We start from the raw sequence: 13495 nt of genomic DNA, 5'->3' as shown, positions 1-13495 counted from the left end.
CTATCACGATTTCAGCGCGGTATCCGACCAGTTGGACACGGCCCAGCGCGGATTGTTCGAGACGTTCTGCACCGTATCGCGCGCCACCGTGATGAAGCCCCATTCGGCAACGTTGATCAGCGGCAGGTCGGTGGCGACGATCTTCTGGAACTGCTTGTAGAGTTCCGTGCGGGCCGCGGTATCGACCGTTTCCGCTGCCTTGGCGATGATGCCGTCGAGCTCCTTGTTTTCGTAGCCGCCCTGGTTGGAGAACGGCACGCCGGCCGGAATGCCGGACTGGACGAGGATCGTCGTCGAGATCGCAGGGTCGCCACGGAAGACGGGCGGACCGATGGCGAGGTCGAAATCGTGCTCCGTATAGACCGCCTTCTGGTGGGCCGCGGAATCTGCATTGATGAGCTGCGCATCGATGCCGACTGCCGCGAGCGCCTGGCGCAGGTAGTCGCCGAACTGCTTGGTCTCGTTGAAATAGGGCGCCGGGCGCAGTTTCAGCGAGAAGCGGGTGCCATTGGCGCCCTTCTTGTAGCCGGCCTCGTCGAGCAGAGCGTTCGCCTTTGCGGTGTCGAAAGCGTAAGTCGGCACGCTGGCGTCATAGAATTCCGGGGCGTTCTTTGGAACGGGACCGGTCGAGGCGGCGGCGTAACCGAGGAAGATGGTGTCGACGACGAACTTCTTGTCGATGGCATGGGCGATCGCCTGGCGCACCTTGACGTCAGCGAGCTCCTTGCGGCGGTGGTTGATTTCGACCACGAGCTGATAGGTCAGCGCCTCGTAGCCCTTGGAGATCACCTTGATGCCCGGCACCTTGGAGATGCGGGCGAGATCGGTGAGCGGCACGGCCGAGAACGCTGCAAGCTGGATTTCCTCCGCTTCCAGTGCGGCACCTGCGCCGGCGCGATCCGGCAGGACGCGGAAGATGATCTCGTCGAGCTTCGGCTCGCCCTTACCCCAGTAGTCGGCGTTCTTGGTCAGGCGGTAATATTCGCCCGGCTTGTATTCCGTAAGCTTGAACGGGCCGGTGCCGACTAGTTTCACATTGGCCGGGTTGGTGGCGATGTCGGTGCCTTCGTAGAGATGTTTCGGCACGACGCTGCTGACCACCGGCAGGGCATTGCGGATGAGCTGCAAGGGCGTCGGCTTGGAGAACTTGAAGACGGCGGTCGTCGCATCCGGCGTGTCGACGGTTTCGAGATTGGCGAAGACGAGGCGGCCGAGGTTCTGCAGCGGCTTCCAGATGTTGAGGGCCGAATAGGCGACGTCGGCCGAGGTGAACGGCTTGCCGTCATGCCATTTCACACCCTCGCGCAGCTTGAAGGTGACCGACTTGCCGTCAGCCGAGCCTTCCCAGGAGGTGGCGAGGCGTGGCGCCAGGCCGTCCTTGCCATCGAAGGAGGCTTCGGCGAGCGGCTCGACCACCTTGCTCGCGATGAAGAATACGCCGTTCGAGGCGACGATCGCCGGGTTGAGGTTTTTAGGTTCGGAGTCTGCAGCGACGATCAGCCGGCTGCCGGCGCCTTGCGCAAGGGTGAAAGTCGGCAAAGCTGTCGAGGCGAGCAGTGTGGCGCCTGCCTGCAAAAGGGTCCGTCGGGATAGGTTGGCGATCGTCATTGCTCTCTCCTGCATCCAGCCATTTTTCAGCATATTGCCAGCGAAATGAACGGTCGCACAGGCAGGAAATTCCTCTGCGGGGCATTCGGGAACAAATTCTTGGGCGCGGAGGGATGGAAGGTGAATTTTCCGTTGCGCCATAAAGGTTTAGTGCCGTGTCTCCAGCTCGTCGCGAAGGGCGGTGAGGATCTCCTCCGCGAGCGGCGTATCGCCGACCGCGCGGGCGAGCGTCATTCCTCCGACCATCTGGGACAGGACGACGATCGACTTGCGGCGCCGATCCTCGTCGCCGTCGCCATCGACGATCTCCTGCAGCAGCTGGAGGTGGTTTTCGATGCCTTCGGCGAACACCGATTGCACCGCTTCGCCCTGCCGGGAGGCGTCGGCGCAGAGAGAGGCGAGAGTGCAGCCCTTGGCTTTGAAGATCAGGTTCGGCCGGGACAGATACATGCCCGTGATCGCCTTGAGCGCCTTGTCGCGGGTGCGGCCGATCGTCTCCTGCCAGCTCGCGGCATTGAGCGCCAGCGCCTGGCGCGTCGCCTCGGCCGCCAGGTCCACTTTGGATTTGAATTGGCCGTAAAATCCACCATGCGTCAGGCCCGCCGCCTTCATCAGGTCGGCGATGCTGATGCCGTCAAAACCGTATTCGCGGAACAGTTCGCCCGCTTTCAACACCACGCGGGCGCGGTTCTCCTCGGCTTCCTGGCGGCTCACCTTCATCGTCTTCTCCTTCGAATACCTTGACTCTTATATTTGGATCGTCATTTAAAGGAGATAAATGATGATCAAAATTTAAATCGAGGTGAAACATGCCGGCAAGACCGAGCGACAGAATAGTGATCACCGGCATGGGCATGGTATCGCCTCTCGCCAGCGGCGTGGAAGCTACCTGGAAACGCCTGATCGAGGGCCGTTCCGGCCTGCGCAGGCTGTCCGACGAGGTGGTGCCGGATATCGACGCCAAGGTCGGCGGCGTGGTGCCCGGCATCGACGAGGACGAGTTCGGTTTCAACATCGACCTTGCGGTGCCGCACAAGGAGCGCAAGAAGATGGACCGCTTCATCGCATTTGCGCTCGAAGCCTCGCGGCAGGCGCTGGAGCAGTCCGGCTGGGTCGCCGACACCGACGACAAGCAGGACCGTACCGCGACGATCATCGCTTCGGGCATCGGCGGTTTCCATTCGATCGCCGAGGCGGTGCGTACGGTGGATGCCCGCGGCGCCGGCCGGCTTTCACCCTTCACGGTCCCGTCCTTCCTCGTCAATCTCGCGGCCGGCCATGTCTCCATTCGCTACGGCTTCAAAGGTCCGATCGGCGCGCCGGTGACGGCCTGCGCGGCAAGCGTCCAGGCGATCGGCGACGGCGTGCGGATGATCAGGAGCGGCGAAGTCGACGTGGCGCTCTGCGGCGGCACCGAGGCCTGCATCAACCGCGTCGCACTTGGCGGATTTGCGGCGGCACGTGGTCTCTCCACCGCATTCAACGATACGCCGGAAAAGGCGTCGCGGCCGTTCGATGCGGCGCGTGACGGTTTCGTCATGGGCGAGGGCGCCGGCATCGTCGTGATCGAGACGCTCGAACACGCGCTGGCCCGTGGTGCGACGCCGCTGGTCGAAGTGGTCGGTTACGGCACCAGCGCCGATGCCTATCACCTGACCGCCGGTCCGGCCGATGGTTCCGGGGCGAAAAGGGCGGTCCAGCGGGCACTGCAGATGGCGGGCCTTCAACCCGAGGCGATCGGCTATCTCAATGCGCATGCCACATCGACACCGGTGGGTGACGCGGGCGAGCTCGCGGCGATCAAATCCGTCTTCGGCACCAGTAACGGCCCGGCGATCTCCTCGACCAAATCGGCGACCGGACATCTGCTCGGTGCAGCGGGCGGCTTAGAAGCGATTATCACCGCACTGGCGCTGCGCGATGGCATATTGCCGCCGACCCTCAATCTCGAAGATCCCGATCCGCTCGCCGAAGGGCTCGATCTTATCGGTCCGCAGGCCCGTCACGCGGAGGTCGAATACGCGCTGTCCAACGGTTTCGGCTTCGGCGGCGTCAATGCCAGCGTCATCCTGCGCCGCTTCGATGAAAACGCAATTTAGGGAGAACCGCCATGTCTGAAGTCGTCATCGTCCAGCCGCTGCGAACCGCGATAGGCAAATATAACGGCTCGCTCGCCGGCATACCGGCCGTCGATCTCGGCGCTGCGGTCATCCGCGAGACGATCGCGCGCTCCGGCCTCAGCGCCGCCGAAGTGGCCTCGGTCACCATGGGCAATGTCGTCCAGGCCGGCAACAGGATGAACCCGGCGCGGCAGGCGGCGATCCATGGCGGCCTGCCGGTCTCGGTGCCGGCTGTCACGGTCAACCGCGTCTGCGGCTCGGGCGCCGAGGCGATCGCCAGTGCGGCGAAGGATATCTGGCTGGGCCACGCGAAAGCCGCCATTGCCGGCGGCATGGAGAACATGGACCGTGCGCCCTACCTGATGAGCGGCGGCCGCTGGGGTTATCGCATGGGTCATGCGGAGATTTTCGACAGCATGCTGCTCGACGGCCTTCACGACGCGTTTTCCGACAGACATTCCGGCTGGCATACCGAAGACATGATCGCCTCGCATCAGATCAGCCGCGCGGATCAGGATCGCTGGGCGGCGCGTTCGCAGCAGCGTTTCAGTGCCGCGCAAGCGGAAGGCAGGTTCGCAGCCGAGATCGTCGGGATCGATCTTCCAGTGAAGGGCGGCGTGAAAAGTTTTGCCGCCGACGAAACGCCAAGGCCGGATACCACGATGGAGGCGCTTGCCAAGCTGAAGCCCGCCTTCCGTGATGACGGCACGATCACCGCCGGCAATGCACCCGGCCTCAACAGCGGTGCGGCGGCGATGATCGTCGCGGATCGGGCCTTTGCCGAAGCCAAGGGCCTGCGCCCGATGGCGCGGCTGGTGTCCTATGGCGTTGCCGCCGTCGAACCCGGCATGTTCGCGCTCGCGCCGATCCCGGCCGTCAATCAGGCGCTGGAGCGTGCCGGCTGGACGATCGGCGATATCGAGCGGATCGAGATCAACGAGGCCTATGCGGCGGTGCCGCTGGCGGTCCTCAAGGGGCTCGGCCTGCCGGAGGATATCGCCAATGTCGAGGGCGGAGCGGTGGCGCACGGCCACCCGATCGGCGCCACCGGCGCGATCCTGACGACACGGCTTCTCCATTCGATGCAGCGCGACGGCCTGAAGCGCGGTATCGTCACGCTGTGCATCGGCGGCGGCCAGGGCATTGCGCTGGCGCTGGAAATGATTTGATCTCCTTGACGCGCATGTCGTTGTCCCGAAACCGGCCTCCACTTTCGGGCGACATGCGTCAGCAAAAAGCGCGGCAAGAGGGATTGCCGCGCTTTCCGTCTATCCAGGCAGAGAGGACCTTTTCGGATAGAGCTTGGTTTTTTCAGATCTCGACGACGACGTAGTCCTCATCGATCGAGACCGGAAAGGTTTCGGCCTGGTAAGGGCCTTCCGTCAGCGCACCGCCCTTGGCGATGGAAACGTCAAAGCTCTTGACGCGGGTGCGTGCCGGGTCGCACCAGGATTTTCCGGTGCGGATGTCGAATTCCCAGCCGTGCCAGGGGCAACGGACGAGCTCTCCATGCCGGGTCATGCGGACCTTTCCGGGCTCGTCCGCTTCGGCCAGTCCCACGACCTGGCCGCGGCAGAGGTCGGCGCCTTCGTGCGGGCAGCGGTTGGCAATGGCGAAGAACTCGCCCTTGACGTTGAAGAGGGCAATGTCGCGGCCTGCGACCTTCACCAGCTTGGACTTGCCGATGTCGAGTTCCTCGACCTTGGCGATGACATGACGGGCCATTCTCTATTTCAATCCATCGATACTGATTGCGGTTCCGGAAGAGCTGATCTTGTCTTCAATTCAGGGCAGGCGGTAGACGCGCTTGGCATTATCGCGAAAGATCTGCACGCGCTCGGTCGGCGACAGCGGCACTTTGAAGGCGTAGCGAGGGTCGTCGAAATCCCAGTGCGGATAATCGGTCGAAAACATCAGCCGGTCGGCGCCGACCCAGCGCAGCGTGTCGAGCAGGTGGCGGTTGTTTTCCGGTTCCTCGATCGGCTGGGTGGTGAACCAGACATTCTCGCGGATATATTCGGACGGCGGCCGTTTCACATGCGGCACCTCCGAGCGCATCCGCTCCCACTGCTTGTCGAGCCGCCACATCAGCGGGGCCGCCCAGGCGAAGCCGCCTTCGACGACAATCAGCTTCAGCTTGGGGAAGCGTTCGAAAACGCCCTCGAAGACCATGCTGGTGACGACGCTCTGCAGGCTGTGCGAGAAGGCGTAGTGCTCTTCGATGTAGAAGTTCAGCCAGCCGGCGCCGCTATTCGCGTGCTGGCCATAGGCTGCCGAATGCATGCCGATCGGCATGTCGTAATGTTCGGCAGCCTCGTAGATCGGCCAGTAGCGGCGGCGGCCCGCCGGCTCGATGGTGCGCGGCGGAATGGCGATCTGGGCAAAACTCCGGTCGCCGATGCGCGCCTCGATTTCCGCGAGAGCCGCCGGGACGTCTTCCTGGGTGACGCAGATCGAGGCTTTCAGGCGCGGGTCCGGGCCTGTCCATTTGTCGAGCTGCCAGTCGTTGACGGCGGCGCACATGGCGGCGCCGAGTTCCTGGTTCAGCGTCGAGGACCCGGCCGCCAAGGGTTGCAGGATGCCGTATTCGATGCCGAGCGGGTCGAGCAGCTGTTCCTGCAGATAGGCAAGGTCCGAGGCCGGCGGTCCGCCGTTCGGCGGCCAAGCGTCGCGGCGCATGCCGTTGCCGGGGGTCATGCGCGGATAGGGCAGGGTTCCGACCACCGGGTTGGCGCTACGCTGGCCGTAATCGGCCAGATGGTCGCGCCATCGGACGGGCAGGAATTTCGCGAGTTCCGCAGGCGAGCCGAAAGCCGGATGGATGTCGCAATCGACGATCCCGAGCTTGGCCTCGGTTTTGGTGTCCTTGTCCAGAACGGCCTGGTCCATGGCTTAGTCCTCCAGTCGCGGATAGGTGGCGAGTGCGTTCTCCCGAACCAGCCGGTCGATCAGGCGTTCCGGGAAACCGGCGGGGATCGCTGCCTCGCCTTCGAATTGCGCATGCGGATAGTCGGTCGAGAACAGCAGCATGTCGTCGCAATCGAGATGTTCGATGATGCGTTCCAGCTCCGCCGGATCGCGCGGCGCGTCGAAAGGCTGGGTGGTCATGCGGATTTGGCGGCGAACCAGCGCCGACGGCGGCTCCTTGACCCAGGGGATCTCGATGCGGGCGCCGCGCCAGTCCTTGCTCATCCGCCACATCTGGCCGGGCAGCCAGGAGACGCCGGATTCGATCAGCACGATCTTCATGTCGGGGAACTTGCCGAGCACGCCTTCGGAAACGAAACTGCCGACCTGGGCTGCAAAACCCTGGACCTGATGGACGTAGTCCTCGGCGAGATAGGAGAGGAAACCGCTCTGGCTCGGCGCGTGGCGATAGGCGCTGCCGGCATGTACGCCGAGCGCAAAACCGTGGCGCTGTGCGGCCTCGTAGACCGGCCAGTAGATGCGGCGGCCGAGCGGCATCTCGCCCATGCAGAGGGTCAGCACCTGCACGAAACGCTTGTCATCGGCGAAGCGTTCGATCTCCTCGACGGCTGCTTCCGGGTTCTGCATCGGCAGGACGAGCGAGGCGCGCAGGCGCGGGTCGCGGTCGAGCCATTCCGCCTTCAGCCAATCGTTGGTAGCGCGGCAGACGGCGGTGGCGAGATAGGGATCGTAGATCGCATGCACGGCGGTAACGCAGTTCAGGATCGCGTATTTGAGACCGTAGGGATCGAGTAGGTTTTTCCGCAGCTTTTCGACGCCCTTGCCCTCCGTCGCCTTCCAGTCCTCCCGAAAGAAGGGCTTGGTGCGGGTCGGGAAATTGGTGAGCTCGAGACGGTCGACATCGCGCGTCGTGACGATTTCGCGCCAGTAGTCGTCGAAATAGGGAAGAAGATCCTCGCGCCCCGGCGCGTCCGGATGAACGTCACAATCGATCGCGCCCAATTGCGAAAGCATAGGGCGCTGCTGGGTCACAGCAGTATCCACCGCTTAAAACCTCCCTTGTCTGTCGGTCCGGCCGCTCGTTTCGCGGCGGACCTGAACCTCACTCCCGGGCGGCGCGTCGACAGGCGACCGCCAACCTCGCATCAGCGATGCGTTTCCTCGATTTGGGAGGGTAAGCGGCACGGGGGGCCAAGAGAATATGCTTTTTCATCGTAGCGGCTTTCTCGATTCGAGAAAGCCAAAGGACTTTCAGCTTTTCTTCCCAGGCAAAAGTGGCGCGCTCAAGCGGCGCGGTCGCCGATCACCAGAGCCGTGTGCATATGGATACGCAGCCATTCCATCAGCGCGCGCACGGTTGGTTTGCGCGCCTGGGTCTGGGGGATAAGCGCCTTCAGCCAGAGCTCCGCCACGGGAAAGTCGGGCAGCAACTCGATCAGCTTGCCGCTCCGGATCGATTCCTCGGCCACGTAATTCGCCACCATGGCGACGCCACGGCCCCGGAGTGCCAGGTCGTGCAGGATCTGGGTATCGTTGGCGCTGAAGGCGGAGCGCACCTCGACGTCGATCGGGCCGCCGGGGCTCAGGAACGACCAGGTCGAGCCGGTCGCGTGGAAGGTAAGGCAGATATGATCGACGAGGTCGCGCGGATGTTTCGGCAGGCCGCGGTTTTCGAGATAGTCGGGAGCGGCGCAGAGTTTTCGCGGGTAGGGACAGAGCGGCTCGTCGATGACATTCGAATAGGAGGCGGGCAGGGCGCCGAGCGCGATATCGTACCCCTCTTCCGCCGGATTGACGGAACGGTCGACCAGGGCAAGGTCCATGGTGACGTTCGGGTTCTCCTGCTGGAAGTCGCTGAGGATGCGGGCGAGGAAGGCGATCGTCACCGTCGTCGGCGCTTTGATCCTCAAATGGCCCTCGATCCGCTGAGCGACTGCGGCCGCTCCGCTGATGGCATCGTCGATCTCCTTGACCAGCGATTGGTAGCGGGGCAGGTAGCGTTCACCGACCTCCGTCAGGATAATCTGGCGGGTCGAGCGGATGAAGAGTTTGACCCGCATCTGGTCCTCCAACCGGCTGACGCGTTTCGTCACGACCGAGGGTGCGACGCCGAGATGACGGCCCGCCGCCGAAAAACTGCCGGACCGGGCAACCGCCAGAAACGTGCGGATATTGATAAGCGTATCCAATGTCTTAGGTCTCCCATGCCGCTCTGCCGAACGGCCCTCCGCGTAAACGGTAGCACAATTCATCTTTCTATTTTCGAGAAAAGTGAATGTAAAAAAATGGTGCTTTTCCCCTGCACGGGAAAAGGTCAATCTAACAGAAGAGGGAATTCCGATGCCGGGTGGCATCGCAGCGACCGGCAGGGAGAGCCGGCGCAGATCGGAATTCAGAAAAAGGGAGTTTGCAGTTGGCCAAGGCCAATCCCGTCCGAACCGAAGGCCTGAATGCTCCGCATCATGCGGTGCTTATCAGGGACCTTGTCAATTGCAGGGCCCGCGCCAGATCGTTTCTGGAACGCCGGTGAGCGGTCGGGACTGAGCAGCTGTTCGGGAAAGCGCCGCCGCTTGCGGTGAAAAGGGAGATCGCGGTCGGTGGCCGCAGAAATTTTGAGCGTCGAGTGCCGGGATCAGGTCCCGGGCGCGATGCTCGATCGTCGGTTCCAGGGAGGAGAGACACGTGACGACAAACACATCCATGACTTCGATCATTCGGAAGGCTTCGGCCATTCAAAAATGGTCGCGCCGGGTTTTCATGGCGGCTGCGGGCAGCCTTGCCATCTCGGCGGCGGCCGGCCTGCCTGCCTTCGCGCAGGATGCCGAGTGGCAGAAGGTGATCGACGCGGGCAAGAAGGAGGGCTCGCTCGTCCTCTATACCGCGCTCGTCGGCCAGCCGAGCACCAAGCAGATCGCCGAGGCCTTCACCAAGCAATACGGTATTTCCGTCGAGGTGCTTGAAGCGCGCGCCTCCGAGATCCGCGAGCGCGTCCGCGTCGAGCAGGCCGCCGGCCGCTTCGCCGCCGACGTGATGTTCACCAGCGAAGGGCAGACCATGCTCTACGACAAGGAGGACAAGTCCGTCGATCCGCTGCCGGCGACCCCGAATTCGCAAAAGATCGGCGACAAGTTCAAGCTCAAGGTGCCGATGGCCTCGGTCATGACCATTCCCTATGGGATCATGATTAATACCGGCCTCGTGAAGCCGGCCGACGAGCCGAAGAGCTGGAAAGACATTGCCGATCCCAAGTGGCAGGGCAAGATCCTGTCCGACGATCCGCGCGCGATCGGTGCCGGTTACCTCTGGTTCTTCTCGACCTATGACAGGATCGGCGAAGACTATGTCAAAAAGGTCGCGAGCCAGAAGCTCGTCTTCACCCGCGACCAGCGCGAGTCGCAGCGCCGCACTGCACGCGGCGAATATTCGATCTACATGCCGGTCATCATGACCGATTTCTCGGATCTGAAGGGGTTGCCGGTCAAGTTCATCATTCCGGAGGAGGGCGTTCCTTACGTTCTTTACGGCAACGTCATGCTCAAGAAGGCTCCCCACCCGAACGCCGCCAAGCTCTATCTCGATTTCATGCAGGGCCCGGTCGTGCAGAAAATCTACGCGGGCCTCGGCTACGGTCCCGTCCTTCCCGGCATGACCGAAGGCCTGCCGGCGGACGTCAAGGCGATTTCCGAAGCCAAGCTCTACGGCACCACGGACACGACCCGCCAGAACGAGATGCTGGCCAAGTCCAAGGACATCTTCAAGTAAGCCTCCCAGGCCGCTGCCGGTCCGATGTTCGGGCCGGCGGTGCCGTTTTCATATCCGGAGCCGCGAGGATCCCATGACGATTATCCACAATCGCCCCATAGACGACATCGCCGAAACTGCGCCGACGATTGCCGGCAATGCTTTCACGCGCGCCTTTTCGGGCGGATCGCTGTGGCGTCTGATCGGCATGCTGGTGCTGATCCTGATCCTTGGCTTCCTGACGATCTATCCGCTTGCCATGCTGCTCTACGGCAGCCTGCATTCGACGCCGCCCGGCATGGCCGGCGAGTTCAATCTGAATGGCTACCGGTCGATCATGACCAACCAGAACCTCATCGTTCTGGCCAACACGATCGGCATTTCGCTTGCGAAAACCATACCGTCGCTGACGATCGCCGTGTTTCTCGCCTGGATCGTGGCGCGCACCGACACGCCGTTCCGCGGCACGCTGGAAGTGCTGATCACGCTGCCGTTCTTCATTCCGCCGATCCTGACCGCCATGGCCTGGGGCATGCTGGCCAACCCGCAGGTGGGTGTCATCAACATGGTCTGGCGCTGGGCAACCGGCGCGACCGATCCGCTCGTCAACATCTATTCCTATGGTGGCGTCATCTGGCACATGTGCCAGTATTCGATCCCGTTCCTGTTCCTGTTCATGGTCGATGCCTTCCGGGCAATGGACCCGTCGCTCGAGGAATCGAGCCGCATGTGCGGCGCCTCGCGCTGGACGACTTTTCGCAAGATCACGCTGCTCCTGATGCTGCCGGTGCTGACCAGCTCCTTCATGCTGAGCTTCATCAAGGGTATAGAGACCTTCGAGTCGGCGCTGTTCTTCGGCCTGCCCGCAGGCATCAAGGTGATCACCACCGACATCTACGAGTCGATCAACCACCGCGCGACGCCCGACTACCAGTACGCGACGTCGCTTTCCTTCGCGATCATGGGGCTGATGTTCCTGCTCGTCATCTGGCAGTGGTGGATGCTGCGCGGCAAGAGTTTCCAGACCGTCACGGGCAAGGGGTTTCGCCCGAGCGTCATGGAGCTCGGCCCCTGGCGCTGGGTCACCTTCGCCTTCTGTGTGCTGTTCTTCTTCATCACGGTGGTGCTGCCGATCGGACAGCTGATGCTCGGCTCTTTCTTCCGCTTCTTCGGCTTCTACACTTACGACATGCTGACGCTGGAGCACTACAAGGCCGTCTTCGCCAACAACGAATTCTGGCGGGCGGTCCGCAATACGATGGTGCTCGGCCTGCTCGGCGCCACCGCGACCATGGCGCTCGGCGCGATCGTCGCTTACATCTCGGTGCGGACCCGCTGGCGCGGCCGCAACCTGATCGACAGCATGGCCTGGCTTCCGTGGATGATGCCGGGCATGGTGCTCGGCGTCGGTTTCCTCTGGGCATTTGCGATGCTGCCGGGGCCGATCCCGATCTATGGCACCATCTGGGCGCTGCTGCTTGCCTATATCGCGCTCGGCACGCCGGTTTCCGTGCGGGTGATGACCGGCGCCTATCACCAGCTTTCCTATGATCTGGAAGAATGTTCGCGCGTCCACGGCGCGAGCTGGTTCCAGACCATGTGGCGGATCATGGTGGCGCTTGCCTGGCCGGCCTTCGCCGTCGGCTGGGTGCTGACCTTCTTCGGCATCATGCGCGAGCTGTCGGCGTCGATCCTTCTCTATTCGGTGGGATCGGAAACGCTGGCGGTCGTGCTGATGAAGCTCTGGGCCAACGGCAATGCCGAACAGGTGAGCGTCATCGGCCTGATGATGATGCTTCTGGTCATCGTGTTCCGCTGGGTGCAGCTCAGTTTCATCAAATCACGCATCAGCAAGCTTTAGGCTTCATGCCCGGCGGCTGCGGCCGCCGGCCGATTTTTGGTTGTCGTTTAAGCGGATTCTGGCATCCGCTCCGAAAGGAAGAGAAATATGGCTTCGGTGACGCTCGAAAACGTGAGCCGCATGTATGGTGCGGTAACGGCCGTGGACAATGTGAACCTGAAGATCAAGAGCGGCGAATTCGTCACGCTGCTCGGACCTTCCGGCTGCGGCAAGACGACGACGCTGCGCATGGTGGCGGGCCTCGAGAAAAATACCGGCGGCCGCATCGCGATCGGCGACAATGTCGTGTCGGATTCGGAGAAGGGCTATTTCGTACCCTCCGAACGCCGGCGCCTGGGCATGGTCTTCCAGTCCTATGCGATCTGGCCGCATATGACGGTGTTCGACAACGTCGCCTACCCCTTGCGCATCCGTCGCCGCCCGGACAAGGAAATCAACGATCGCGTCATGAACGCGCTGCGCCTCGTCGAGATGGAGCAATATGCCGAGCGTCCGTCGCCGGCACTGTCCGGTGGTCAGCAGCAGCGTGTTGCAATCGCCCGTGCGCTGGTGTTCGAGCCGGAAGTGCTGCTGCTCGACGAGCCGCTCTCCAACCTCGACGCGCGCCTGCGCACCCAGATGGGCGACGATTTCCGCGCCCTCCAGCAGCGCCTGAAGATCACCGCGCTCTACGTCACCCACGACCAGGCGGAAGCCATGGCACTGTCCGACCGGGTGGTCGTCATGCATGGCGGCAAGATCCTGCAGGTCGGTGCGCCGGAGGAAATCTACCGCCGGCCGGAAAACCGCCAGGTGGCCGCCTTCTTCGGAACACCCAATCTCCTGAACGCGACGGTCAAGGACTGCCGCCCGAATGGCGGGCAATATTACAAGCTCTCGGTCGAAGGCCAGGGCTGGTCCGGCGACTGTCATGCGGCAACAGAAATGCCGAAGGGTGCGGATGTCACCGTCATGGTTCGCCCCGAAAACCTGCATGTCCGCGATGCGGGCCAGGTGAACGGCGATCTTTCGTGGTCCGGCGAGGTTTCGCAGGCGATCTTCCGCGGCTCGCACCGCTCGATCATGGTCAAGACCCCGGCGCAGACCCTGCATGTCGAGGCCTCGTCGCTTTCCCATGTCGATATCGGCCGCCCGGTCACGGTCGCCGCACCCGTGGAGGCTGCCTGGGCGGTGCGGAACTGATCGTTCCGGGGGCAGGCGAAATATGGAAAACTTGCGTTTTGTCGCAGATATTCAA

General features: G+C 62.9%; 11 protein-coding genes. 5 read left to right on the top strand and 6 right to left on the bottom strand.

Going from position 1 to position 13495, the window contains the following annotated elements:
- Nucleotides 1-3: 3 nt before the first annotated feature.
- Both AC1D3C_RS10245 and AC1D3C_RS10240 read right to left on the bottom strand, forming a co-directional pair.
- Nucleotides 4-1608: an ABC transporter substrate-binding protein gene (locus AC1D3C_RS10245; RefSeq protein ID WP_477482796.1), complete on the bottom strand. Its 1605-nt coding sequence runs from the start codon at nt 1606-1608 to the stop codon at nt 4-6.
- 147 nt (nt 1609-1755) lie between these two features.
- On the bottom strand, nt 1756-2328 hold the full coding sequence (locus tag AC1D3C_RS10240; RefSeq protein ID WP_477482795.1) for a TetR/AcrR family transcriptional regulator: 573 nt from the start codon (nt 2326-2328) through the stop codon (nt 1756-1758).
- 89 nt (nt 2329-2417) lie between these two features.
- Here AC1D3C_RS10240 and fabF point away from each other — a divergent pair, with 89 nt between their 5' ends.
- Both fabF and AC1D3C_RS10230 read left to right on the top strand, forming a co-directional pair.
- Entirely contained in the window at nt 2418-3707 is a 1290-nt protein-coding gene (gene fabF, locus AC1D3C_RS10235; protein WP_477482794.1) for a beta-ketoacyl-ACP synthase II, read from the top strand.
- Between the two features lie 11 nt (nt 3708-3718).
- Nucleotides 3719-4897 carry a thiolase family protein gene (locus AC1D3C_RS10230; RefSeq protein ID WP_477482793.1) on the top strand — a complete coding sequence of 393 codons (1179 nt, stop codon included), beginning with the start codon at nt 3719-3721 and terminating at the stop codon, nt 4895-4897.
- A gap of 142 nt (nt 4898-5039) precedes the next feature.
- Here AC1D3C_RS10230 and AC1D3C_RS10225 read toward each other — a convergent pair whose 3' ends face one another.
- From AC1D3C_RS10225 to AC1D3C_RS10210, 4 genes are all read right to left on the bottom strand, one after another.
- Complete coding sequence (locus tag AC1D3C_RS10225; RefSeq protein WP_477482792.1) at nt 5040-5453, bottom strand: Rieske (2Fe-2S) protein; 414 nt, start codon at nt 5451-5453, stop codon at nt 5040-5042.
- A gap of 60 nt (nt 5454-5513) precedes the next feature.
- Nucleotides 5514-6617 carry an amidohydrolase family protein gene (locus tag AC1D3C_RS10220; RefSeq protein WP_477482791.1) on the bottom strand — a complete coding sequence of 368 codons (1104 nt, stop codon included), beginning with the start codon at nt 6615-6617 and terminating at the stop codon, nt 5514-5516.
- Nucleotides 6618-6620: 3 nt separating this feature from the next.
- Complete coding sequence (locus tag AC1D3C_RS10215; RefSeq protein WP_477482790.1) at nt 6621-7700, bottom strand: amidohydrolase family protein; 1080 nt, start codon at nt 7698-7700, stop codon at nt 6621-6623.
- A gap of 239 nt (nt 7701-7939) precedes the next feature.
- Complete coding sequence (locus AC1D3C_RS10210) at nt 7940-8845, bottom strand: LysR family transcriptional regulator (RefSeq protein WP_038543676.1); 906 nt, start codon at nt 8843-8845, stop codon at nt 7940-7942.
- A 493-nt stretch (nt 8846-9338) separates the two neighbouring features.
- Here AC1D3C_RS10210 and AC1D3C_RS10205 point away from each other — a divergent pair, with 493 nt between their 5' ends.
- From AC1D3C_RS10205 to AC1D3C_RS10195, 3 genes are all read left to right on the top strand, one after another.
- Nucleotides 9339-10418, top strand: coding sequence for an ABC transporter substrate-binding protein (locus AC1D3C_RS10205; RefSeq protein ID WP_477482789.1), 1080 nt, complete (start codon nt 9339-9341; stop codon nt 10416-10418).
- Between the two features lie 73 nt (nt 10419-10491).
- Entirely contained in the window at nt 10492-12258 is a 1767-nt protein-coding gene (locus AC1D3C_RS10200; protein ID WP_477482788.1) for an ABC transporter permease, read from the top strand.
- Between the two features lie 87 nt (nt 12259-12345).
- Nucleotides 12346-13440, top strand: coding sequence for an ABC transporter ATP-binding protein (locus AC1D3C_RS10195; RefSeq protein WP_247137292.1), 1095 nt, complete (start codon nt 12346-12348; stop codon nt 13438-13440).
- Nucleotides 13441-13495 lie beyond the last annotated feature (55 nt).

The sequence above is a fragment of the Neorhizobium sp. P1_A6 genome, from assembly GCF_056406795.1.
This window is presented reverse-complemented; position numbering and strand designations above follow the sequence as displayed.